Source organism: Vibrio ouci (genome assembly GCF_004551525.1).
In the GTDB taxonomy this organism is placed as follows: domain Bacteria; phylum Pseudomonadota; class Gammaproteobacteria; order Enterobacterales; family Vibrionaceae; genus Vibrio; species Vibrio ouci.
Genome location: NZ_SATR01000047.1, coordinates 1 through 23,161, shown reverse-complemented (window position 1 = coordinate 23,161; position 23,161 = coordinate 1). Strand labels below are relative to the sequence as shown.

General features: G+C 44.9%; 19 protein-coding genes and 1 pseudogene. 9 read left to right on the top strand and 11 right to left on the bottom strand.

Annotation, left to right across the window (positions count from 1 at the left end; genetic code table 11):
• Positions 1–389: 389 nt before the first annotated feature.
• Entirely contained in the window at positions 390–938 is a 549-nt protein-coding gene (locus ELS82_RS20705) for a GNAT family N-acetyltransferase (protein WP_134837156.1), read from the bottom strand.
• Between the two features lie 14 nt (positions 939–952).
• On the bottom strand, positions 953–1,114 hold the full coding sequence (locus ELS82_RS26405) for a hypothetical protein (protein WP_167489421.1): 162 nt from the start codon (positions 1,112–1,114) through the stop codon (positions 953–955).
• A gap of 485 nt (positions 1,115–1,599) precedes the next feature.
• Between ELS82_RS26405 and ELS82_RS20700 the strand changes: the two genes are divergently transcribed.
• Positions 1,600–2,208, top strand: a complete 609-nt coding sequence (locus ELS82_RS20700; protein ID WP_134837155.1) for a KilA-N domain-containing protein — start codon at positions 1,600–1,602, stop codon at positions 2,206–2,208.
• 438 nt (positions 2,209–2,646) lie between these two features.
• Positions 2,647–2,859 (top strand): transcription antiterminator/RNA stability regulator CspE, encoded by a 213-nt coding sequence (gene cspE / locus ELS82_RS20695; protein WP_004412710.1) that lies wholly within the window; start codon positions 2,647–2,649, stop codon positions 2,857–2,859.
• A 156-nt stretch (positions 2,860–3,015) separates the two neighbouring features.
• On the opposite strand, the gene ELS82_RS20690 is transcribed toward cspE, so the two are convergent.
• Positions 3,016–3,537, bottom strand: coding sequence for a DUF2058 domain-containing protein (locus tag ELS82_RS20690; protein WP_134837154.1), 522 nt, complete (start codon positions 3,535–3,537; stop codon positions 3,016–3,018).
• 286 nt (positions 3,538–3,823) lie between these two features.
• On the opposite strand from ELS82_RS20690, the gene speA reads away from it, so the two are divergent.
• Complete coding sequence (gene speA, locus ELS82_RS20685) at positions 3,824–5,734, top strand: arginine decarboxylase (protein ID WP_167489419.1); 1,911 nt, start codon at positions 3,824–3,826, stop codon at positions 5,732–5,734.
• A complete protein-coding gene (speB, locus tag ELS82_RS20680) occupies positions 5,735–6,661 on the top strand; it encodes an agmatinase (protein WP_134837152.1) in 927 nt (308 codons plus the stop codon). It begins immediately after the preceding gene.
• A 92-nt stretch (positions 6,662–6,753) separates the two neighbouring features.
• On the opposite strand, the pseudogene ELS82_RS20675 reads toward speB, so the two are convergent.
• The 6 genes and pseudogenes from ELS82_RS20675 to ELS82_RS27935 form a co-directional block, all read right to left on the bottom strand.
• Positions 6,754–7,170: pseudogene (locus tag ELS82_RS20675) on the bottom strand (aldehyde dehydrogenase family protein); the annotation flags it as partial.
• A 134-nt stretch (positions 7,171–7,304) separates the two neighbouring features.
• Positions 7,305–9,635, bottom strand: a complete 2,331-nt coding sequence (locus ELS82_RS20670; protein WP_134837151.1) for a S8 family serine peptidase — start codon at positions 9,633–9,635, stop codon at positions 7,305–7,307.
• A gap of 153 nt (positions 9,636–9,788) precedes the next feature.
• Positions 9,789–10,217 carry a hypothetical protein gene (locus ELS82_RS20665; protein WP_244230835.1) on the bottom strand — a complete coding sequence of 143 codons (429 nt, stop codon included), beginning with the start codon at positions 10,215–10,217 and terminating at the stop codon, positions 9,789–9,791.
• 61 nt (positions 10,218–10,278) lie between these two features.
• Positions 10,279–11,637, bottom strand: coding sequence for a DUF1552 domain-containing protein (locus ELS82_RS20660; protein WP_134837150.1), 1,359 nt, complete (start codon positions 11,635–11,637; stop codon positions 10,279–10,281).
• The gene (locus tag ELS82_RS20655) at positions 11,637–17,231 is read right to left on the bottom strand and encodes an Ig-like domain-containing protein (RefSeq protein WP_134837149.1); all 5,595 of its coding nucleotides are present in this window, start codon (positions 17,229–17,231) and stop codon (positions 11,637–11,639) included. Before ELS82_RS20655 ends, ELS82_RS20660 begins: the two co-directional genes overlap by 1 nt.
• Before the next feature lie 254 nt (positions 17,232–17,485).
• Positions 17,486–17,791, bottom strand: a complete 306-nt coding sequence (locus ELS82_RS27935) for a DUF723 domain-containing protein (RefSeq protein WP_502266704.1) — start codon at positions 17,789–17,791, stop codon at positions 17,486–17,488.
• 601 nt (positions 17,792–18,392) lie between these two features.
• Here ELS82_RS27935 and ELS82_RS20650 point away from each other — a divergent pair.
• Positions 18,393–18,851, top strand: a complete 459-nt coding sequence (locus ELS82_RS20650) for a RecX family transcriptional regulator (RefSeq protein ID WP_134837148.1) — start codon at positions 18,393–18,395, stop codon at positions 18,849–18,851.
• 7 nt (positions 18,852–18,858) lie between these two features.
• Here the strand turns inward: ELS82_RS20650 and ELS82_RS20645 are convergent, their stop codons facing one another.
• Positions 18,859–19,086 (bottom strand): hypothetical protein, encoded by a 228-nt coding sequence (locus ELS82_RS20645; RefSeq protein ID WP_134837147.1) that lies wholly within the window; start codon positions 19,084–19,086, stop codon positions 18,859–18,861.
• A 236-nt stretch (positions 19,087–19,322) separates the two neighbouring features.
• Here ELS82_RS20645 and ELS82_RS20640 point away from each other — a divergent pair, with 236 nt between their 5' ends.
• Positions 19,323–19,988, top strand: coding sequence for a DUF1826 domain-containing protein (locus tag ELS82_RS20640; protein WP_134837146.1), 666 nt, complete (start codon positions 19,323–19,325; stop codon positions 19,986–19,988).
• A gap of 46 nt (positions 19,989–20,034) precedes the next feature.
• Here ELS82_RS20640 and ELS82_RS20635 read toward each other — a convergent pair whose 3' ends face one another.
• Positions 20,035–20,928, bottom strand: coding sequence for a LysR family transcriptional regulator (locus tag ELS82_RS20635; protein WP_134837145.1), 894 nt, complete (start codon positions 20,926–20,928; stop codon positions 20,035–20,037).
• Positions 20,929–21,031: 103 nt separating this feature from the next.
• On the opposite strand from ELS82_RS20635, the gene ELS82_RS20630 reads away from it, so the two are divergent.
• The 3 genes from ELS82_RS20630 to ELS82_RS26400 all read left to right on the top strand — a co-directional run bounded on the left by ELS82_RS20630 (position 21,032) and on the right by ELS82_RS26400 (position 22,979).
• Positions 21,032–22,423, top strand: coding sequence for an MATE family efflux transporter (locus ELS82_RS20630; RefSeq protein ID WP_134837144.1), 1,392 nt, complete (start codon positions 21,032–21,034; stop codon positions 22,421–22,423).
• Positions 22,424–22,448: 25 nt separating this feature from the next.
• The gene (locus ELS82_RS20625; protein ID WP_134837143.1) at positions 22,449–22,667 is read left to right on the top strand and encodes a hypothetical protein; all 219 of its coding nucleotides are present in this window, start codon (positions 22,449–22,451) and stop codon (positions 22,665–22,667) included.
• A 159-nt stretch (positions 22,668–22,826) separates the two neighbouring features.
• Positions 22,827–22,979: a hypothetical protein gene (locus ELS82_RS26400; RefSeq protein WP_167489417.1), complete on the top strand. Its 153-nt coding sequence runs from the start codon at positions 22,827–22,829 to the stop codon at positions 22,977–22,979.
• Positions 22,980–23,161: the final 182 nt, after the last annotated feature.

The window sequence follows — 23,161 nt, the reverse complement described above, 5'->3', positions numbered from 1 at the left end:
AACCTCAAACACTTTCAATCCCAACTGGATGGGGACTTTGATGTCGTCAATCACATCCACCTCTACAAAGGCATGGCATTAGATTATCAAGGAGTTAGAGAGCTAAAGGACTTCATGGAACGTGATTTCTAGACATGTAAAGTGGCGATAAGATGCCCTAAAGTATCTTTAGGTATCCGAGAAAATACGAACCATCGCCACTTTGTCGCCATTCAAAGACGAACACCAGCCTAATCAGCTGATAAAAAACAATTTAAATTAGCGCCTCACAAAATACTCTGTTTTACGATTCACGTATCATACATCATATGCAACCCAGCTAAATAACTAATACGGGTACAAAATGTGAGCACAAATAGACAGGTGTGATGTTTTTAGACCATGGATAGTTATGCTTCTAAGGTCTTAAGATCGATAAACATCGCTGGGTGTTCGGTTTCATGGTTCTCTGGTGTATCTAAAAAGCTGAAACCATTTTTATAATAGAAATCGACCGCTTCTGTCTTCACATCTGCAGTCAAAAAGCGACAACCTATCGCCGGAGCAATTTCATCCAAAGCAATCGCGATCGCCATATCGACCAATACAGAACCAAGGCCGCTTCCGCGCTGGTTGGCATCGACCGCTAAACGCGTGATTTTTAAAGCGGGTAGAGTGGCATATCGGTTAGCCTTTGGGCAGTCATCTACAGCATACGCATCGCCAAGATCTATCTCACTGCTTGTCAGCGTCATATAGGCTAATGCTTTGCCTGTCTCTTCATTGTTATCATTACGCTCAATACAGACATAACTAATGCCAATCATTGACTCTTGAAAGTTAGAAGCTTGTTTTTGTAGGAAGGTCTTTAAAGGTGCGAAGGCTTGATCGCCAGAACGAAACTTTTTGCAGTTATCAGAAGGGGAAAGTTTTCGAATCGAATAGTTAGTAGTTCCCATATGGCTGGGAACTACTATGCTTGCGCAGCGCGCATTTTAGCTAAGGCTTCACGACCACGTGCTAGCGCTTTCTTTGCATGTGGGTTAACTTTTGCTTCGCGAACCTGCTTTGCAAACTGCTTAGCATCTTCACCTGAAAGCTCTAGTCGGCCAAATGTACTACTCTTTATTGCCATTATCGATGCCCTTGCGGTTAAAATGGTAACTCTCGTGTCTGCTTGATCTAACTTCATATCAATGAGTCTTACAGACGCCTTAATTTTCTTTGATCCTGACGAAGCTGTCAACTTTACTGGCTATTTATTGAACTGACTACAACCGACATAAGCCGACTATAACCAATTGACACCTCTCAACAACCTACGCTAACCTACTCACGCACTGGCAAAATCCAGTGCCGGGCGTAGGAACCCGTTTTGTTTTCTCTCGGCGCATAGACGCCAGCTTTTTGCTGGTTTTTTTATGTGCAGCTTTGGCACACCTAAACATGGTGGCTTTGCTTATCTATTAGGCAAAATACATCTGAATTATGGTGGGCTGGGCAGGGCAGCTTCGGCTGGCCGTGTTCCGAGAGAGCGGTATTCCTACCCCTGTTCAGTTCACCACCCAAAGCGTAGGAACTCTGAGTGGTGATTTAACCAAATTGCTCTCGGAGGCCATCATGCCGAATCTAATCATTCTATCCAAAGACATCCGCGCACTTGATCATCTGTACTCACTCAATGACCTACACAAAGCAAGTGGTAGAGCACCTAAACACCAGCCAGCTCTGTTTATGCAGAACCAACAAACAAAAGCACTCATCAACGAAATTGAAGGTGATCTAGGAATTCCTAGATCAGTAGTAACACAACGGGGCGGAGCAAACCGAGGAACTTGGGTCTGCAAAGAACTGGTCTACTCATACGCGATGTGGATTAGCGCCAAATTCCATCTGCAGGTGATTCGCGCATTTGATGCCATGATGACTCCCCCGCTCCAGGGCGTGACCCTCAGCGAGAAACAAGCCCGTTTCGTCCAATGCACCTTCAACCGAATGGACAAACTCCAGGCACGCTATCAGCTCACCAGACAACAGCATCAAGCAATGATGGAACAAGTCGCTACAATGCGCACTTTCTGCGACCAGATGGAACAAAACCTCAAGCACTTTCAATCTCATCTGGATGGCGACTTTGATATCGTCAATCACATCCACCTCTACAAAGACATGGCGCTAGATTATCAAGGTGCGAGAGAGCTAAAGGACTTTATGGAGCATGATCATTAGCCCTTAGATGCGGCTACAGGCTTAAAAGTCGTCGCCATTTTGTCGCCACTTTTCAATTGGCAACTTTGTAACCTCTTGATATTTAAAAGTTAAAAACAACCAGCTATAAAACTGGAGGCTTCATCGGCGAGGACCAAAGCGACCAAAAACAAAGCGCTTAGGTAGCAAGTCTATAAAATAGTTAGGGAGGTTATGTCCTCCCTGACAATTTTAGCGAAAGGAAACTCAAAATATATCTTTACATCACACGGTAATCAGGTAATATTTAGATCGCTCTGCAAGACAGGGTTATTTGTGAAACTGCAAGTAAAAGTAAATCCTTAGAATTCTGCGTTACCGTTGTTATCCTCAGTGTTTCCCTTAGCTTCATTGTTTACACATTAAATAGTTCGATTTTTCAGCGCACTACAATTTAATTTTTTATATAAGGGACACATCATGTCTAACAAAACTACTGGTATCGTAAAATGGTTTAACGAAGAGAAAGGCTTCGGTTTCATCACTCCAGAAAACGGCGGTGCTGACGTATTCGTTCACTTCCGTGCTATCACTTCAGACGGTTTCAAAACTCTGAAAGAAGGCCAACAGGTTTCTTTCGAAGTTGAACAAGGCCAAAAAGGCCCACAAGCTGCTAACGTAGTACCAGCTTAATTTTAGATTGACCTTAGCGTCGATTATCTAAAATTCGAAAAACCAGCCCTAGTGGCTGGTTTTTTTATGCTTATAGCTCACCACTGTAACCAGTTTTCCTGCTACAAAAAAAGCCCTACCGTAAGTAGAGCTCTTTCTAAGTCACTTAATGCGTAATTACCACATCAAATCATCTGGTACGACGAAGTCCGCGTATGGGTCGTCTTCTGCCGAGATATCTTCTGCTGGTGCATTTTGTTCGATGATCACGCTCTCATCACGCATCGCAATCTTGTTCGCTACGCTGCTTGGGATAATCACGTAAGTTTCATCAGTACGCGCAATAGAAAGAATACCTTTTGCTAACTGATCGCGAATCAGCTGCTCAACATACAGTGATTTTACAAGCGTACCATCAGTGAAGTTGTATTTAATATCGCCATCTTTTTGGTCGATTCTATTCATTTCGATCAGTTGCTTGATTTGCGCTTTGATCTCTTTCGATAGACGCTGCTCTTTTTGCTCGTCGCTTAACGCTTTATCACGCTCTTGCTGCTGGCGTTTATTCTCTTCAACCGCCGCTTTTACTTCACGTGCTTGCACGCGAGATTTCTTTGAGCCCTTTTTGGCTTTCTTTAATTTTTTCTCGTTTACCAAGCCCGCTTTCAGCATTTGCTCTTGAAGTGTCAGTTTTGCCATCGTAGTTCCAAAGGTAATCAATTTTCCCTCATTTTAACGGTTCAAACCAAGCAAATAAAGGCTACAAACAAGATAAAATCGTCAGCGAAACTGCATAGAAAATCATCCCAAACAAAGTCTTTAAAACCTTGTCGTGACGACAAATCTATTTTGTTAGACTCCGCTGCCTTTTTATCCGTTAATGCGCTCGACGCGGAAGCTTAGAGAGCCGAATTCAGACCCGTGTCAGGTATGACTCAGCTCCACTGGGTCATGTATTTCTCTCCCTATCTTTGTGAGATTTGAAGTGGAAAACAATTCCAAACTTGATCGTGTTCGTGCTGATTACAATGTTCATTACTGGAGCCAAGGCTTCTACGGTATCGATAACCAAGGTGAAGTGTATGTATCACCTCGTAGCGATAACGCACATCAGGTGCCTCTGAGTAATATCGTCTCTAAGCTAGAACAAAAGCAGCTTAATTTACCGGTACTGGTTCGCTTTCCACAGATCCTGCACCAACGCGTGCACGGCATTTGCCAAGCGTTCAACCAAGCGATTGAAGAATACCAATACCAAAACAACTACCTACTGGTTTACCCAATTAAAGTTAACCAGCAAAAAGAAGTGGTTGATGAAATTCTAGAAAGCCAAGCGCAGCTAGAAACAAAACAACTAGGCCTAGAAGCGGGCAGTAAGCCTGAACTACTAGCGGTACTAGCACTGGCGCAAAAAGCGAGTTCTGTGATTGTATGTAACGGCTACAAAGACCGTGAATACGTACGCCTGGCACTAATCGGTGAAAAGCTAGGTCATAAAGTATTTATTGTATTAGAGAAGCTTTCTGAGCTTGATCTCGTACTGAAAGAAGCAAAAAGCTTAGGCGTAAAACCTCGCTTAGGTATCCGTATTCGCCTTGCATCACAAGGTGCGGGTAAGTGGCAATCAAGCGGCGGTGAGAAATCGAAGTTTGGTTTATCAGCGTCACAAGTTCTAACGGTTATCGAACGCCTGAAACAAGAAGAGCAGCTAGACGCAATGCAGCTAGTGCACTTCCACCTTGGCTCACAGATGGCGAACATTCGTGATATCCGTAATGGTGTTAATGAGTCTGCGCGTTTCTACTGTGAACTGCGTGAAATGGGCGCGGACATTAAGTACTTCGATATCGGTGGTGGTCTTGCAGTCGACTACGACGGCACACGTAGCCAATCTTCAAACTCAATGAACTACGGTTTGATTGAGTACGCACGCAATATCGTTAGCACTGTCGGTGATGTTTGCCAACAATACGAACAGCCAGTTCCTGTGATTATCTCGGAATCAGGTCGTTCATTGACGGCGCACCACGCTGTGTTGATCACTAACGTGATTGGTACTGAAGCTTACCATCCAGAAGCGGTGGTTGAGCCAAGTGCTGAAGACCCAACGCTACTACAAAACATGTGGCGTAACTGGGAGAACTTACAAGACGGTAGCGATGCACGTGCATTGATTGAGATTTACAACGATACACAAAGCGATTTGGCGGAAGTGCACTCGCAGTTTGCAACAGGGGTATTAAACCTGCAGCAACGCGCGTGGGCTGAGCAGCTTTCTCTGCGAATTTACTTCGAACTAAGCCGCCAAATGAGCAACAAGAACCGCTTCCACCGTCCTATTTTGGATGAGTTGAATGAGCGTCTAGCGGACAAGTTCTTCGTTAACTTCTCGCTATTCCAGTCTCTACCAGATGCATGGGGTATTGATCAGGTGTTTCCTGTCCTACCGCTATCTGGTTTGGAAGAAGTAGAAGAGCGTCGTGCTGTGATGCTGGACATCACTTGTGACTCAGACGGTGCCATCGAGCAGTATGTTGAAGGTCAAGGCATCGAAACGACGCTGCCAGTACCTGCGTGGAATAAAGACAAGCCATACCTAATGGGTTTCTTCCTCGTTGGCGCATACCAAGAAATCCTTGGTGATATGCATAACTTATTTGGTGATACGCACAGCGCGGTCGTCACTGTTGATGAAAATGGCGAAGCGATCATTGAACGTATCGATGAAGGTGATAGCGTGGAAGATATGATGCGCTATGTACACATCGATGTAGATAAGATTCGTAGCAACTATCGTGAACTGGTCGCTGAACGCGTAGCTTCTAGCGAGCAGCAAACTGTACTACAAGAATTAGAAGGTGGCCTAACCGGTTACACCTACTTAGAGGATTTCTAAATGAATGATTTGTTTACGAAAACTGATTATTCGCTTTACTCGAATTCAATGAGCTTTATGCGCAGACCTTACCTGCGCAACCCTGTCTCAGCGGACGCTGACCTAGTGGTACTTGGTGTACCGCTAGATATGGCAACCTCAGGCAGACCAGGCGCGCGAATGGGCCCAGATGCGATTCGCCGTGCGTCAGTGAACCTTGCGTGGGAAGGTAAAAAATTCCCTTGGGATTTCAATGTCTTTGACCGCGCAAAAGTCATTGACGCTGGTGACCTAGTCTTTGATTGTGGTGACGCTGAAGACTTTACCTACCGACTAGAAGCCGCGACCAGCGAGATTCTAAAAAGTGGTAAAACCATGCTGGCTTTGGGTGGTGACCATTTCATTACTCTGCCAATTCTGCGCGCATACGCGAAGCACCACGGTGAAATGGCATTGATTCACTTCGATGCCCACACTGACACCTATGCGAATGGCAGTAACTACGATCACGGCACCATGTTCTATCATGCGCCAAATGAAGGTCTAATTTCTGCTAAGCACTCGGTGCAGATCGGTATTCGTACTGAGTATGAGAAAGACAATCATGGCTTTAACGTGATTAATGCTATGGAAGCGAACGATCTTTCAGCGGAAAGCATCGTTGCACGTATCCGTGACATTATCGGTGACAAGCCAGTTTACGTAACGTTTGATATCGACTGTCTTGACCCAGCATTTGCGCCGGGAACAGGCACACCGGTTTGCGGCGGATTGAACTCAGACAAAGTTCTGAAGATTCTACGCGGACTTGCGGGTGTAAATATTGTTGGTATGGACGTTGTGGAAGTATCACCCCCATACGACCACAGCGACCTTACCGCCCTAGCAGGGGCAACGGTGGCACTTGAGCTTATGTACGCATGGGCATCAAACCGCAGCAATGACTAACTAAATAGCCATTCAAAACCAAAGCTGACCTAATTAGGTCAGCTTTTTTTATGTTTGTTATAGGGTCAAAGCAGAGGTATTTCACATCGAGATGGTTGTTTGATCGTAACTAAGCGCTTATCACCACTAGGCGCAGGAATCGTTTCGCCGTAAGTTCGCTTGGCTTCCTCGGCAAACCATTCAACAAAGCTCGCACCATACGTCACTTCACCTAGGGCTTCGGCCAGTGGTTTGCCTTGCTCAAGAGTCATCAACCGAGCCAAGTCGTCTTTGTTTTCAATTAATAGCTGATACCAGTGATTGAGTAGTTGAGCGCGAATTTTAGCAGGCTGAGCCACCCACTCTTTTTGCGCTAAATGCGCTTGCTCGACTCGGTCTCTGATCGCCTGTTCAGAATAGATAGGCGCATAACCTAGTACCTCTCCCGTCGCAGGGTTGGTCACTTCGATACCAGGTTCTTTTTCTGACACCATAAATGAGACAAGGCTTTGATTATTAATGTGTTGCATGGTGGTTCCCCTTGGTATCAATTTCAGCACCCAATATTAGGTGATAATCATGTACAGTCTACGGAAACTGACTAGCAATGAATATAGAAAAAGCGACCCTATATAAGGTCGCTTTGTTGAGTTTAATTAATAGTCTATTTACATTGATTATGCTGACTGCTATTCACTTTACGCCAAACGCCCCACTGACCATCAGAACCAGGCTCGTTACCTTGTGTCCACCACTGGTTGTCCCACTCAGCCCCTTGCCACGTCACTCGTTGGCATGGAGTAGCGTAAGTTTTACCCGCTTGCCATAGAGGAGATTGAGTCACCTCTGGAGTTGGTGTCTGCACGACTGAAACTTCGGCACTATCGGATAACTCACCATCACTAATAGTTAGAGAAAATCGATAGGTCATTTTAGCGTTAGTGTCGGCTAAACGAACGACCGTATTCGCTTCGGTTGGTGTCTCTAGTACCGCTAACGGGAATGTCGGTGCAATCTGTTGCCATTGGTAAACCAAGCTATCACCATCAGGGTCCGCTGATTTATCACCGCTTAACAGTAAAGAGCCCGCACCTTCCAATGTGGTTTTGTCGGTTGTCACAATCGCATTTGGTGCTTGGTTTGTTTCTGTCGACTCCTGAATTAGGATTTGTTTTTCCTTAGTCGAAGCATCGAAAGACCCCGAAACCACTGGTGAAGACCACTGTTCAGCACTGTTACTGACGTACAAACGGTAGTCTTTGATTGTGCCGTTAACATTGCCATCCTGTCGTGGAAGATAGTTGATCTGCGATAGTTCAACACGACCACCTAAATCAATCACCATTTCATGAGGTGGGTTCGCTAATGGTGATTCACTCCAACGACTATGCCAAAACGTTTTAGGATCACCATCAATCGCTTGGATAGCGTAACGAGGGTAGCGAGTCTCTTCACTTGAAACCGACACAATGGACAACTGTTCTGTTGGTACATAGGCCCCTTGGCTGTCTACAAAGCTCAGCTCCGCAGCGGATGCAAAGCTTTGATCTTTGATCTCTGAATCAGCGACTAATCGGACATAACGGAAACCTTCGCCTGTTTCGTCTGGGATCTGGTTATCTCCATCCGTGTTGCCTAACAAAGTTTCAATTGCCCGTTCAAGATCAGGTTGAGTACCGATATAACGTTGATCTCCCACGGGAGTTCCTGTCTCTACCAGCAACTGACGTAACTCTTTGGGAGCAATACTAATATCATAGGCTTTAGCTACACCAGACAACGCTGCAGTAGCTCCCGCTACAATCGGGTTGGCTGAAGATGTGCCTGCGTAGGTATCTGTATAGTTTGCATTGTAGTCACTTGATAACGAACTGTAGCCCGTAGTTACGACATCCCAACAGCCCCAGCTTGAATTATCTATCCGACTACCATAATTACTAAAGCCAGCAGTTTTACCAGACACTGCGCATACTGCTCCTACGATATTTGAGCCTGAATCCCTTACACTGCGATCATATTTTCCATTGAAGTCTGGATGGTCAAGGTTAAGGCCACCATTGCCTGCCGCCTGAATAACGTTTATACCTTTGTCCGTTAACTCTTTAATAAAATCAAACCATAACGCAGAACTTTCCATCGGTTGCCAACAATTCTTAGTACAGCCTGCAACATTCCCCATACCAACCTGAATACCTATCTGGATTACATCTCCAGGCTTAAGGTAAGAAATCATAGCCGGAAAATTATCCGACGTAGCCCCTGCTCGCCCGAAGCTAGCATTATGTGCAATGCCTGTAACACCATAACCATTATTTATTCCGCCCATAATTCCCATAGAAGCGGTACCGTGCTGGCCTACCTTGCTTCCCGAGAATTGCACAACAGATTGAGGCAGGTCTTCGTGCTGCTCATTCCATTGGTCAATCTCCTTCTGAATAACTGTGATCCCTGAGCCGTCTCCTCCTGCTATATCCCATGCATAATATGCATCTACACCACCAACGGCATAGTTGTTTCTCTTATCTTCCGGGGCGTTTAGGTAATCTTGAATCGGTTGGTAATCTGTACCATTGTAAGCGTTAGTGTAAGTACGCTGAGTTGGCAAGCCAAATGACTCGATAGGTACTGGCTTTACCTCTGGGAATATGTGTTCGATAGTATCTAAATTTTCGATGGAGCGAATGACACGGTTTATGAACTGATAGTCTTTCGATTTTCCATCAGGAAGCTTTATCTTAAAGTAACGGTTCAGTATCGTATCGATACCATCCGTTTTATCCTTATATGTGAAAAATAATTCTCCCCCTTCATCCGGAAAGAATTCCGACATGAGCTCATTTTCAATTTCTTGAGTTAACTGCTCATTGTCTTCATTGCTAAATTTTATAACTATCGACTCGTAATCAACACCAGTTTGTGCGTAGTCAATAATTCCCTCATTTGCGATTACCGAACAAGAAATAATCGTTGATAATGCGAAACTCAAAACTTTCATAAATTTCCTTACAGTCTCTTTGTTCTACACAGAGCGTTGTTACTAAATGTCTGCCCAATTGTGTTTAGTTGTTAATTGATTTGGTATTGTCACTACAAGTGCTGCTGACTTATTTCACGACGATGTTGATTGTTGAGTCTTGGTAGGGATTACTCAGCCCTGAGAAAAAGATATTGTTGCGCCACAGGACGTTCTCTCCTCGCTTTGCTTCCACTCGAACAAAGTACTTTGCATCTTCATCCAGTTGACTGGTGTTGTACTCCAAAACATAGTGAGCCAAAAAACCGTCTCGTAACTGGCTTTTGTTGTGGTGGTTGCGACGATTTTGGCCTCTCCACTCGAATTGAACTCTTCCAAAGCTACGTTCACAGGAACCTCAACAAACTCAAGATCAGGGCTACCTGGTTTGAGCCAACCTTGGATTGCAACGGGGCTATTTTGGGGCTTAGGCGCTGTCGCTTTTTGCTCTGTCACAGAGACTTGTGAAGTCACGGTCACTTGCTTGGTAGCATCCGAACTATCGCACCCTGTCAGCGCTAATAGCGGCAAGAATAAAGCGCATCGTTGGAGGATGGTGATCATGAAATTACTCCTGAAATAAGGGGGAAGAAACCTCCCCCTTTCTTTACGGCTTAAGTGAGCATTAGCTTACGTTGGTGAAAATACCGGAAACCGAGCTAGTATTTCCGCCATAAGGTACTGACGTCCCCATCGCTTGAGCTACGGTTGCCCAAATACGCTGTTGATCAACCTGACGCCCTGCCGCCCAGTGATTTCGGTCCCCTTGAGAAGTAATGTTCAAATAACGACCTTGACCATCACCACTCTTCAGTAGCCCTGATGCACCACCGACTAGCAACATCGGTTGGTTGTACTGGTGCTCTGGAGCGCCATCGGACATTTCAGAGGTAACAACCACTAAGGTGTGGTCCAGCAAGGTATCAGAAGGAACGTCTGGGTCCGCATGACGAGACAGCTCATCCAAGAACAACTTCGCCTGACGTGCATACCATTTACGGCTATCTTTCCACTCCTGCTCACTCTTATAGCGATGGGCTAGGTCATGTGGATTCGCATTCAAACTGGCATCTTTTATCACCACTTGGTCAGCCGAGCGACCGACTTGCACCGTTGCTACTCGAGACACTCCACAACTCAGTGCTGTCGCCACGACTTGGTGGTGGCTTGACTGAACTTGGTTGCGGAAATCAGCCGACATCATCGGGTGATTACTTGGCATGACAGGAGAACACTCCGCCGTTATTGGCAAGGTTGCGTCCATATCAGCAACCACTTGCTCCATCGAATCCAAATGGGTATCCAGTTTTTGTCGCTCACTGCCTGATAACTTCGAGCGCAGCGTTTGAATATCTTGGTTGATTGGATCAAATAAGTGCTGACCGCTGTTATTTTGAGCCGTACGTGCTTTTGCGCCGCTGTAGTTTGTGCCGAAAATGTTTTCGAACAACAGTGTTGGGTTACCTTGAGGCGTGCGCTTGTTCTTACCATCCCAAGAGACGTACCAGTTCACACTGTCAGTCGCATGGGGACCCGCAAAAATCGAACGCTGAGAAGGGTCCGTTCCCTGCATAGATCGCCCTAGCAGGACATCAATCGAAGATTGGCTTTTGTTTTTATCACGCAGCACTTCTGTCCAACCGTTATGTCCCGCGTTGCCTTGACCTAAGATGATTCCTTGCAGGTATAGAGAGCGGTTTTTGTACGCCGCAAGCTCTTGGCTCACTTCATTAAGCGTAAACTGCGTGGTATCTGCCGCGTTAGCTTGCGCTGTCTGTGGAAACCATAAGCCCTCATTGAATCGACCGTTAAAGCCATCTGTAGCTAGGCCATCAGGTACCACGAAAAACACCACTTTAGTTTTTGCTTGGCCCGTTGTGCCTGCATGAGCGATACGGGTAAGCCCTGGCAATGACATTGGAGCTAAAACACCTGCCCCTGCCGCGGCTTTTAGAAAACGTCTACGACTTTTTAGAAAAGACATTAGTTACTCTCCTTTTTGAATTTGAACATTTGCGACGTGGCTAGGGTTTCCAACATTTCTGTAATCGAGCCACTCTTCTCAAGCTGCTTGGTCATGTCTTGAATGCCAGCATTCGAGTTAGCATTCGCTTCTTGTCCCATCGCATAACGGAAATAGCTGTCTGCTAAGCACTGAAGGACAGTGGCATTGGTAGGGAAGTGAGCAGAAATATCGCGCACATTGTTGAACTCAAGCATCACTTGAGAACCCGAGTTATCCACCAAAGGACCTGACGCATCAATTGGCAAAGTAACACTTGGATCGTTGTATGCAGGTTCCGTCGTTCTCCATTCACCTGTCTGGCTGTAGTTCTCCATAGAAGCGCCGGTGTCATTCATAAACTCATGACACTGCCAACACTGTCCAGCCGAAGCATCTTGACCATTAATGGTGTCCCAACGTTCGCGTGTAGTAATCGGTGACTCCGGTAGCTCGATTGAGTCAGGGTCAACATCCACAGGTACACCAATGGTGCGACACATCAGATTCTGACGAATCATCAGGCCACGTTTCACCAAAGAGGTTGCCGCATAATCTGAGTTCACAACGTGTGTCAGACCTTGTTGCAACAGACCACCACGCTGTCCATTATCGACAGTGACTTTTTGGAACTCTTCGCCCGTAACACCACTAATTCCGTAGTGTTGAGCCAGTGCTCCGTTAACAAACGTGAAGTTCGGGTTAAACAGCTCTGCGACCGTGCCTTCCCCTTCGGTTAGGAAGTAGCGAACAAACTCAGCCTGTTCCTGCACCATAGCGTTAACCACTTCGGTCGTTAGGCCTGGTTTTTCAGGCAGCTCTTGAACTTGGGTATGAATGTAGTAACCAATAAAGTCGGTAAATCGCGCAATGCCTCTCGCACTCGTCAGCATGCTTGCCACTTCGGCGGCGACTTGTTCGTTGGTCTCTAGTTCGCCACGGGATGCTTTCACTAGCAAAGATTCACTAGGCGTTGTACCAAGGAAACTGTATGAAAGCGCGGTGGCAACTTCGTACTGACTTAGCTCATAAACGTGAGCCTCATCCGTCAACGCACCTAACTCTGAGCGATACAAGAAATTCGGCGACAACAGCATCGACGCAACCAAATCTCTCGCTCCATACTGACCAAGGAAAGTGTTAAACCTTGATTGCTCGTCAGTGGTTAATGGTCGACGATAGATTTTCTGACCGAGTTTAGAAATGAACTGCGCCTTGTTGACATTGTCACTGTAGCCAATTGCCGCTAAATCAAGACGGCTCGCGATATCAACCGCCATCGCGTGATACTGCTTCATGTCCTCAGTTAGGATGATGCCCTGACTAGATTGGCCAGCGAATTTAAATTCACGTTCATATTTGTCTTTCGGCAGTTTTTGCTTATCAACTGTGATGGCAAATAGATCTTGAATGGTATTGGCATACTCAAGGTTGGTAAGTAGCCTAACTTGTCGATCCCCATACGATTCCGTTTGTCCGAGGTACTCGCTCCACACTTCATCGAATAGGTAATCCGCAATTTCTTCTGCACAGGTTAGATCACAGTGACCCGCCACTGGCATAGACATGATTTTGTCGAGCAGTGCATCATATCCTGCGTTGTTCCATGCGTTTGCCTTATTCGCATTGTCGAAGAACTCTGTTGAGTGACACGCATTACAGTTCTGCGCCATAAGATCTTCGCCAGAGTTAAAGCCAATAAACTCCACATCTAAGTTGTGCTCTAGACTGGATTCATTAATCGCTACATTGAGCTTAGATGGCTGAGGGAAGTAGTTCTTTAGATATGGGAAACGAACTTCGTATGCACCGTAATCTAAAGTCTCTTCTAATGACGCTCCCCAAGCGACTTCACGCTCAAACGTTTTGTCTTGCGCTTTATCAATGAAGGTAAGGCGTAAGCTAGATTCAATGGCATTGGCAGGTTTCGCTGGAGCAGTAAACTTAACGACACCAACCAAATCTTTCGGTTTTTCAACATACTTCAGCTCAATTGTAGCCGTTGGAGCGCTGTTCGAGATCGTGATCGAGTGAATACGTTGCTCTGGGATGAACTCACCAACATCATTTAAACGAACTTGATAAGTTCCATTTTCTAGGCCATCGATGTTCATTGAAGGCGCATTCCACGCAACATGGAACTTACTTTCGTGGCCGTTAGGATGAATCAGAGCGCCACTGACCAACTCATCACTTAGACTGCTATCGGGTGCTTCAGTGGTCGTGAACGTGATCTGTTTCTGGTTTGCTCCTGCTGCATCATAAGAGACGCGGTAAACTACGCTCGCCTTATCATCAGACACCAGCATTGAGCCATCGTCTAATTCGAGGAACTCGACTGGGCGACCAATACATGCATCGGTTAAACACGCGTAAGATTCGACCGCTTGGCGATCTCTCATCCAACCTGTCACCAATGGACGCTCATGAATCACATCGGTACCATTTTGAATGGTCACCATGCGAAGCTCTAAGCCCGGGTGTTCTGGTTTACTGTTACCGTGAGTCGCATAAACAAGGTGCTGGATATTGTCTGACTGTGAGTAAGCGTTCCAGAACTTAACACCTAAAGGCGCGCTGTTGGTGAACACATCAAACTCAGCGCCAGCGTAGTCTGTTGGTTTAACCACGTCATAATCGATCTGAGGCAAAATAGCTTTTGGCGGGATAATTGGATAGCCATCGCTGCCTTCACCACCAAGGAGTAGGTCTTGCCAGTTCGCCATCTCATGATCTGTCAGACCACGCGTGTCTTTACCGAAGAAAATTGGTGCACCAAAGTTTTGATTACCAGGGCTTGAGATACGGTTGATCTCATCTGGGTTATCAAACTGCTGGCGGTTGTTGTCACTGAACCAGATCTCACCCGTTTTAGGGTGCCAGTCGAAGCCTACTGAGTTACGAATACCATTGGCTTGGATTTCGTACTCACCCGTTTCCAAGTCAATCGCAAAGATTGTCCCGTAAAGCTCTTCTTCTGGTGTGGTACAAATGTTACATGGTAGACCAGCCGCGGTATAAAGCTTCTTGTCTGTCGGGTCGACAGTATTGAACTTCAATGGATGTTTTTGGTGCTGCATCCGAGTCCACCACTGCGTTGTTGGGATCGGCGTTTTGGTACCGTCAGCAGGATAGGTGAAGATCTTTTCAGCTACAGGGCGTGACTTAAAGGTCTCATTGATGTTCTCAATCTTGTATAGAGCACCTACTGTACTGTAGTAGAGATTACCATCGCGATACGCGACACCATGAGGCTCTTCGCCTTCCGCCACGACATAAGTACCGATTGGCTGTTTTGTTTGCGGATCAAGCTGAACGGCGTAAATAGTGCCACCTAAAGGTTCGCTATCTAGCATGATTGAAGAGGAACCAACGAAGATCATGTTGTCACCCATCGCCATAGAGCGAGGTTGATAGATCCCTTCTAAATAGGTTTCAACTTTTACTCCACCTAATGGGAAAAGTGCTTCTGTGGCAATAGGCGCTCGATACAGAGCATTGATATCAATTTGTCGCTCTTCAGACTTAGCAAAATTCACTACCCAAGGTGAGAATCGGGCAACGTAGCCACTGAAACCATCAAGGTTCAGTTGATACAAACAGTCTTCTCCTAAACCATCAATATTGACGGTTTCGCCCCATATCCCTTCAATTTGAGTGGTCGTGCCATCTGCTGGACAATAAAGCGTGCCAGTCAAAACCTGGTCTTGCAGTTCAGCAGGAGGGTTCAAGAGATCTTTATGGTCAAAGCTTGGAAAAGTGATAGCTAAACGATTGCCTTCAAAGGCTTGCTCAACATTGAGTGCCACATTTTCTGAACGTGTTTGTGCACCTTTATCATCAGTAGCAACGGCGAATAGTTGATAATCACCTTCACTCAGCCCTTGGTGAGTTAGCGTAAATGGAGCCTGACTCGAAGTACCCGCTAAAATGCCATCAATGTAGTACTCTACCTTTGCGACTTGACCATCTTCATCGTTGATATTGGCATTCAACTCAAAAGTTGAGTTCGCTGTTACATTAGGCTGTACGACTGAGATAGAAGGCGCGACGTTTGGCTGAGCATCACAAGCCCCTTCAACGTCCCATGCATCCTGCCAGAAATTACTGCCATTCCATGCAACACCTGACTCATAGGGAGCTTGCCCACACCAGCCAAACTGCTTACATACGTAGATGGAACCATTGTTCTGAACCTTGTCGCCAAGGGCATAATTACCACCATTCTGGTACTGAGGCACATCACAACTTCCACCTGAACTCTCTCCACCAGACAAGGATTTTGCAGTGATATTGATTTCTGACGTGCGTGTTGTATTGCCTGCGGCATCAATCGCTTCCGCTACGACAGCGGTTTTGCCTGCTTGGGCGATAACAACAGCGGTATATGGCGCACTTTTCTTTGTCGCAAGTAACTCACCATTGGCATAGAAGCGCACCTCAGTTAGGTCGCCGTCTACATCGGAAGCTTGGGCAGCCACCACGATTGATTCGCCTGATAGAGTGTTTACATGAGACTGTGGAGAAACAATGCTGATGACAGGTGGTGTCGTTTCAACAACTGGAGCCGTGACTTTAAATGCTTGAGGTGGAGATTCCGTTCGGTTTCCTGCGATATCATAAGCCGCTGTATGGAATGAATAGAGACCTTCGTTTACAGGAGTAAATTGGAAATTGAATGGTGGCTGTGTTTTAGTCGCTAGCTTTTGTCCATCCACATAAAACTCTACGCCAGCGAGATCGTCATCGACGTCACTAGCATTAGCAATGACATTCAAAGAATCGCCTAATTGCAGCTCGACTTGGCCCGTTGGTTGGGTAATGCCAATTTCAGGTGCAGTGCCTTTGTTTGGTTCAACAGTAACCGTTCGAGTAACACTTTGCGTGATATTCCCTTTCGAGTCGTACGCTTTTACGTAAACAGAGTGCGTACCTACCCCGAGCTCGGCAAGGTTAAATTCGTATGGGGACGCTTTATCATCAGAGACTTGGCGATCATTGACGAAGAACTTAACGCCTTCCAAATCACCATCAACATCAGAAGCCTGCGCAGTTAGCGTTAGCGATTGGCCTTCAACGATCGAGATATTTGAACTAGGACGAGAGAGAGTAACGCTAGGCGCATTGTTGGGCTCGACCACATTGTCATCACCCGCAAAGCGAAACGAAGCCTCAATCAACGCATTGTCCAAGGTTCCGCTATAGCCAAATGTCATCGAGACTGACTCACCAGGCTTAAGCAAACGAGAGGTACCGTTGTATGACGAAAATACCAACGTATTGGTGAACATGTCGCCATTCGCCTGTGAGGATTTCAGAGTCACACTAGCCCCGCTGACTCCCCATGGCGCGCTGTACATAGGCGATGGGGTATCAAAACGAAACTCGTTCTGATGTAATTCAATCGCACTACTTCCGTTGTTTTTGAGAGTAATCTGATAATTATTCCAATGAGATGAAGGTGACGCAGGTTGAACCAACTCCCCCACCATTCCGCCATTTAAATTCACACTAGCGACAACATCTGTCGCTAGAATTGACATAGGCAGTGTTAATAGAACACGGTTTTTCAACATTTTTCTCCTAGTTAGGTTTATGTTTTTTATTTTCTACCAGTGAAACACCTGGCTTATTAATTCTTATTGATTGTTCACCTATAAAAATGAACATCTTAAAAAGCCAGAAACACACGCAAAAAGTCAGGCAAATTGAAGCGATCAATTAGGTAATACAAAAATTAATTAATAACAGACATAACCATTTAAAAATGGAGAATGCCTATTGATTTAAAAGAACACTGTTATTGGCAGTTAATATTCACATAATTTCGTTATCGAAAGACATGGTTTATAAGTGAAGGCATGCTGGTGAGTAATGCCGTTCTCACTGGCGGGGCGTTACGCCATTGGTTTTTATAGATCCCTTCAACCTCCTTGTAGCATAAAGGGCAACAGTGTCTCTTTGCCGTAAAATGAGCCTTTGGAGTTTGACGAAATGTATGCTGATGCTTTCTACAAACAATTGTCACAGGCGTGCGGCAATTAATATATTCAACTTTGTTGTAATCGTATTTCAATCCCCAGCGCTTAGTCGCTTTGGCTATAAAACTTTTAGTATTATCTTTAGCAAATGGCATGTTAGCCCCTACCTATTATTGTTAAAAACAAAACAAAGCCGAATCACGCTTCCGTCTATTAATAATTATTATCAAAGATCATTTACGCGATTCATATACGATAAATCCCCACATAATGTAGTAAACGAACACCTTTCGATGTAAGGACCCTCCTACAAATTGACGTGGGTTATATATGAACTAAAAACTAGATATATTTATAAGTAAAAAAAGACCAAAACCCACCAAATATTAGAGTGAATACTCAATCCTTTACACAATCGCAACAAACAGGCTGAGGTCATCCCTATCTCGATAGGAGTAATGACTTACGATAAGAACTTATTTAATTAATGAGAAATAATGGAATCAGTATCAACATGCAGTAGGAACCATCACATGTAGATACAGGGTTAATAATTGCGTGATTAGTTCCAATTCAACATTCGAAACTCGAGCCAAATCAAAACTATGAGAAAAAACAGGAGATAAATTACTTACAGTATGTTTGCAATGCGATAATGGCAATTCATTAGAGGTTATTACATGATGCTAAATCTAAGTGAGTAGCAACATCCTGATTTCACTACACTTAATTATTATTTATTAACAGGTCACTTTGATGTCTAAGAGTACACAAAAGCAGATAGACAACGTAATCAATAATCTTCTTCGCTTTAATAAAGAACCATCCTCAGCCTGTGTTCGAAAGCGGCTTAAGTTTTTGGACCTAACAAAAATAGACATAGAGCATCATATCGACGTGCTCTACCAACAAGGAAAAATAAACGATCGCCCGAATATAGAAAAAGATGCACTCAAGTGCTTACGCGCATTCTACGGCCGTCAAAGAGCAAAAGAAAAACTGAAAGATAGCCAATATAACGCGATGCAAATAGAACAAGTTCTCGACTCTGTTTATAAAGATGTCGATGAGTACCAACTAGCAAAAAAATGTAAAAAGGAAAAGTTTGGTCTAGGACAACCGGAAAATGATGAACACCACTCACAAATCGTGTTCTATTTACAAAAGCTAGGACATAAGATGCCAACTATTATGAAGCTGCTTCAGGAAAGGTAAATAATAATTAAGTGAGATTATCGTTTATGGTTTTCTTTCCACATTGTTCACAAATACTATGGCGGGAAAACTCATCCATGTTAGCCTCAAATGCACCAACCGCTGCACCTTTTATAAAGCCGCCAAAAAAGTCCTGCAAACCATTTTGTTTAGGTTCATCTCGCACTAAAACGACAATATGACTAGTTTCTGAATCACATTGAAAACAGTGGTGTACTTCTTTCGTTGTCAGCATAAGGCTTCCTACAATTCTGATTTAAGTCCTAAACCCAAAACTCCGGACACCTCAACGCTACCTTAGCCGCCTAAGAAATACATTGAGGCAAAGCGCGTTTTGAATAGCTTTTGATACTTAGGATCTTAGACTACCCCTACAGCAACTGTTATGTTATAACATTTCAATTTGACAATTCGTGTTTAGCGTAAACACATCCAGATACACCGATACGTAAGTAACACCGGAGGTTACATATGACAGCTCTAGCAGAATTCTTTGACGTCGAGACAGGTAATCAAGCTTGCTTTAGTATCAGTGACAACCCAAGCGTGCTGACCGATATCTACCAAGATGGAATTAACATCGCGGTCTGGCAACGTCGTTTTGACCAAGCTACCCAAAGCGATATCACTCAGTTTATTGAACGTCACCCTACTCTAAGTAAGTCACTCAACCTGTCACCTGAAAACGCCTATGAGTCACTCGACTTTGCATTAGATGGACAAGCGCCTAAAGCACTGCTTGAAAGCATCGCCGAACTGGTGGATATGTTTTGTTGCTTATTCGAGCTTGAGCATGCTGGGCTTAGACTCGCAACACTAAACAATGCAATGTGTCCTCGATTTCATGTTGATCATGTGCCCTGTCGATTGGTCACTACCTACCAAGGCATAGCGACCCAGTGGCTGCCAAACGAAGCGGTAAACCGCTCAAAACTTGGCAAAGGGAGTAATGGCCTTGCAGATGAAGAGTCTGGGTTATATCAGCATCCTTCAGATATTGAACAACTCACGAGTGGTGATGTGGCATTACTGAAAGGAACACGCTGGGAGGGGAATGAAGAGACAGGTTTGGTTCATCGCTCACCAAATACGGTGAACAATGAACCGAGATTACTACTGACCTTAGACTTCGCATAATTCAATAAGCCACTCGTAATAGAAAGCACGACTTTAACGGCCTGACTTATTTTGCGAAATATTGCTGCGCTAACTCGTTGCACCAGCCTAAGATGCGTTGTGAGATTTCACTTGAATTGGCAGAGAACGGGTAATAAACACTAAACGGCATTTGAATATCATTAGCGAGCGCCGAACTGTTTAGCTTGCAGATTCTCCCTAGTTTGACCGGCGTTTCCGCGACATGGGTAGGCAAGATTGCCCAGCCTAGTTTTGGCAATATTTCGAGGAGTAATGTATTACAACCAATCACTTTAGTATCAACAGCGTAGGCGTGTACGACGGTACCTGCCTTATTGGTATGCTCACAAATCAATTGGGTTTCAGCCTGAGCGTCGAGCAAGGAGAAGTCCTCTTTATCTAGTAGTGGTGACCCCGCTCCAACGAACACATTATAGGCGACATATCCTAAGCTCTTGTACAAGATATTCTGCTTAGGCTGAATGTCCATTAATGCAGGACAAATGGCAAAATCGAGCTCTCCAGATTCAACAGCATTTAACGCATATTCTCTTTCTCTCTGAAGCCAATGCGTTCTTATATGAGGAAGCTCGTCATGAATACGCTTATCGAGATCAGCAATAAACTGTTTTGGAAAATCACCATCATAGCCAATTGTGAGTTCCGCTAGGGGCTGGTCCAGTTGAGCTGCACTTAATTGATGAAGCAGTGAACTTTGACGGATAACATGAGTAGCAGGAGAATAAAGCCGACTCGCTTCATCTGTTGCGATGGCTTGCCTGCCCTGAATAGAAAAAAGTTTGTAACCTAAGATGTCTTCATAAGCTTTAACGAGCTCACGCACCGTGGTTCTATCTTTGCCTAATCGCCTGCCAGCAGCACTATAAGAACCGCAGTCAAACACGGTCACAAACGCCGATAATTGATCTAATGTATGCATCTATCCCAATCCAGTTTGAACGTAATTGCCCCGCATAAGTGGTTTGTTATGTTTATAGCCTAAGTCCATAATCGCAACATCTTTATCTGTCCAAGTTGAAAATATGCGTACTGGTTCAATATCTTCAAAACCTTCAGAACATCTCTTTCCCTTCGACAAGGCGCAGCTATCCACCATAGCGGCAATTGCAATCCCAGTTACGCTACAAACCATACTGTTTGCTTCAAAAGGGCTGACGGATATTTTGATGATTGGCCAGCTGTCTGAAAATAATATTGCAGCAGCAGGGGTGGCCAGCCGAGCTCTGTTTGTGGCAATGATCTTGCTCTCGGGATTTTCTGCAGCCGGATCTGTCCTCATTGCTCAATACTTTGGCGCAAATAAAACCCGAGCGATACGCAGAACCGCCGTACTCACTTGGTTCATCTCTTCTCTATTTGCGCTCATTCCCGCACTGATATTTTGGCAAGCGGGCGATAAAATCATGGCGCTGTCCACATCGTCAGCCGATATTCAATCACTAGGGCATGAATATCTCACCTATACAGCCATAAGCTTATTTTTCGCCTCATTCAGCGGCGCTATTGCAGCAGGTTTACGTTCGACCCGCCAAGCGAGCACCAGCACTTGGCTAAGTGGACTGGGTATTCTGTTCAACTTAATACTCAATTGGCTGTTGATTTTCGGCCACATGGGCTTACCTGCTCTTGGGCTAAAAGGGGCAGCCATCGCCACTACATTAAGCTGCATGCTAGAAGTAGTTGTTACTGTTATTTATTTGTACGTTAAGCAACACACGCTGACTCCAACTTATCGGGCAATGAAACAAGCCTGCCGCATAAAGCATATCCGTCAATTTTTAGCCTTGGCGATACCAACAACCTCCAACTTCTTACTTTGGGCTGCAGGTCTATTTACCTATACTGCCATCATGGGGCAAACAGGCGAACAAGGCTTAGTCGCGCTTTCAGTTATTTCTCCAATCGAAGCCTTCTCACTTAGCTTTCTAACCGGCATTGCCAATGCTTCTGCTGTCATCGTCGGCAATCACCTAGGCGCCAAAGACTCAGACCAAGCGTATCAGCAAGCGATAGGGTTTGTTGTGCTTGCGATACTAGTCACTATCTTGGTCGCGGTGATGCTATTTCTGCTCAGAGAGCCAGTGCTCAACCTATTTAGTGCCTTAGACGGTGAGAGCAGACAGCTCGCTGATCAATTCTATTTAGTGCTATGTTTCGGCATTGTGTTGCGTTCCCTACCAACCACTATGGTCATTGGAATTCTGCGAGCAGGTGGGGACGTTAAATTCTGTCTTTACCAAGATATGACCACCCAATGGTTGTTTGGCATCCCGCTCACTGCACTTGGCGCACTCTTTTTAGGCCTATCGCCAGTCTTGGTTTTTGCCTGCTTCTTTCTGGAAACGTTGTTCAAGTGGGTAGCATGTATTTACCGATTTAGGTCCAAACGCTGGATTAAGTTTTTAGCATCGTAACTTTCAAAATTTATAAGGTCTTTCTATGAATATTCTTAGCTTATATGAAGCGTACGGCGTCACTGCTGCGCTGGTTTTATTCTGCGCCCTCTACCTGTTCATTCATATTAAATACATCCGTCACCACGCCGCACATAAGCGTTTTCTCGCCGCGTTATGGCGAGCCATGCAAAACACCATTCATGGCCAACACATTCGCACCTTGGGCTATGATCATGAAAAAGAGCAACGCGAGAAAAAGTGACGATTTGACGTTGTTTTTTATCGAAAATATCTAACACAACCACCAGAAAACAATTTAATCATCACGACAAAATACTCGATTAGTCCAATTGCATCATTGCTGTTTTAATCCGCGCCGAGAGATTTTTTATAATCGAATAATTAACTTCAAGGTGTTCCCATGTTTGCAATTGATGATGTAGTTGTAGCAAGTAAAGGCGTTGATTTAGGTCAGATGGTTGTTGTTGGTCTAAGCAGCGGCGGTTACTACGTTCGTGTTACTGTAGACGGCATGATGCTAACTTACCCAGCACAAGACCTGAAGAAAGCTTAATCGCCCAAACAGTCACAAAAAAGGCAGCTATATCGCCTGTCTCTTATACACAAATCCCCAAGCCACAGCTTGGGGATTTTTTTTGAACTAATTGCATGTTCCATGATCTGATCATCTAAGCAATGACAAGGATGATTACCATGACTTATATAGAGCCAACTCTTTGGGCGCAAAAGCAATTC

Bases quoted from the DNA above. Each gene is read 5' to 3' on its own strand.
- ELS82_RS26400 (WP_167489417.1), top strand. From the start codon at position 22,827: ATGTTTGCAATTGATGATGTAGTTGTAGCAAGTAAAGGCGTTGATTTA.
- ELS82_RS20700 (WP_134837155.1), top strand. From the start codon at position 1,600: ATGCCGAATCTAATCATTCTATCCAAAGACATCCGCGCACTTGATCAT.
- speB (WP_134837152.1), top strand. From the start codon at position 5,735: ATGAATGATTTGTTTACGAAAACTGATTATTCGCTTTACTCGAATTCA.
- ELS82_RS20635 (WP_134837145.1), bottom strand. From the start codon at position 20,928: ATGCATACATTAGATCAATTATCGGCGTTTGTGACCGTGTTTGACTGC.
- ELS82_RS20670 (WP_134837151.1), bottom strand. From the start codon at position 9,635: ATGAAAGTTTTGAGTTTCGCATTATCAACGATTATTTCTTGTTCGGTA.
- ELS82_RS20645 (WP_134837147.1), bottom strand. From the start codon at position 19,086: ATGCTGACAACGAAAGAAGTACACCACTGTTTTCAATGTGATTCAGAA.
- ELS82_RS20630 (WP_134837144.1), top strand. From the start codon at position 21,032: ATGCGTACTGGTTCAATATCTTCAAAACCTTCAGAACATCTCTTTCCC.
- ELS82_RS26405 (WP_167489421.1), bottom strand. From the start codon at position 1,114: ATGGCAATAAAGAGTAGTACATTTGGCCGACTAGAGCTTTCAGGTGAA.
- cspE (WP_004412710.1), top strand. From the start codon at position 2,647: ATGTCTAACAAAACTACTGGTATCGTAAAATGGTTTAACGAAGAGAAA.
- ELS82_RS20625 (WP_134837143.1), top strand. From the start codon at position 22,449: ATGAATATTCTTAGCTTATATGAAGCGTACGGCGTCACTGCTGCGCTG.
- ELS82_RS20640 (WP_134837146.1), top strand. From the start codon at position 19,323: ATGACAGCTCTAGCAGAATTCTTTGACGTCGAGACAGGTAATCAAGCT.
- ELS82_RS20655 (WP_134837149.1), bottom strand. From the start codon at position 17,231: ATGTTGAAAAACCGTGTTCTATTAACACTGCCTATGTCAATTCTAGCG.
- ELS82_RS20650 (WP_134837148.1), top strand. From the start codon at position 18,393: ATGTCTAAGAGTACACAAAAGCAGATAGACAACGTAATCAATAATCTT.
- ELS82_RS20660 (WP_134837150.1), bottom strand. From the start codon at position 11,637: ATGTCTTTTCTAAAAAGTCGTAGACGTTTTCTAAAAGCCGCGGCAGGG.
- ELS82_RS20665 (WP_244230835.1), bottom strand. From the start codon at position 10,217: ATGATCACCATCCTCCAACGATGCGCTTTATTCTTGCCGCTATTAGCG.
- ELS82_RS20690 (WP_134837154.1), bottom strand. From the start codon at position 3,537: ATGGCAAAACTGACACTTCAAGAGCAAATGCTGAAAGCGGGCTTGGTA.
- ELS82_RS20705 (WP_134837156.1), bottom strand. From the start codon at position 938: ATGGGAACTACTAACTATTCGATTCGAAAACTTTCCCCTTCTGATAAC.
- ELS82_RS27935 (WP_502266704.1), bottom strand. From the start codon at position 17,791: ATGCCATTTGCTAAAGATAATACTAAAAGTTTTATAGCCAAAGCGACT.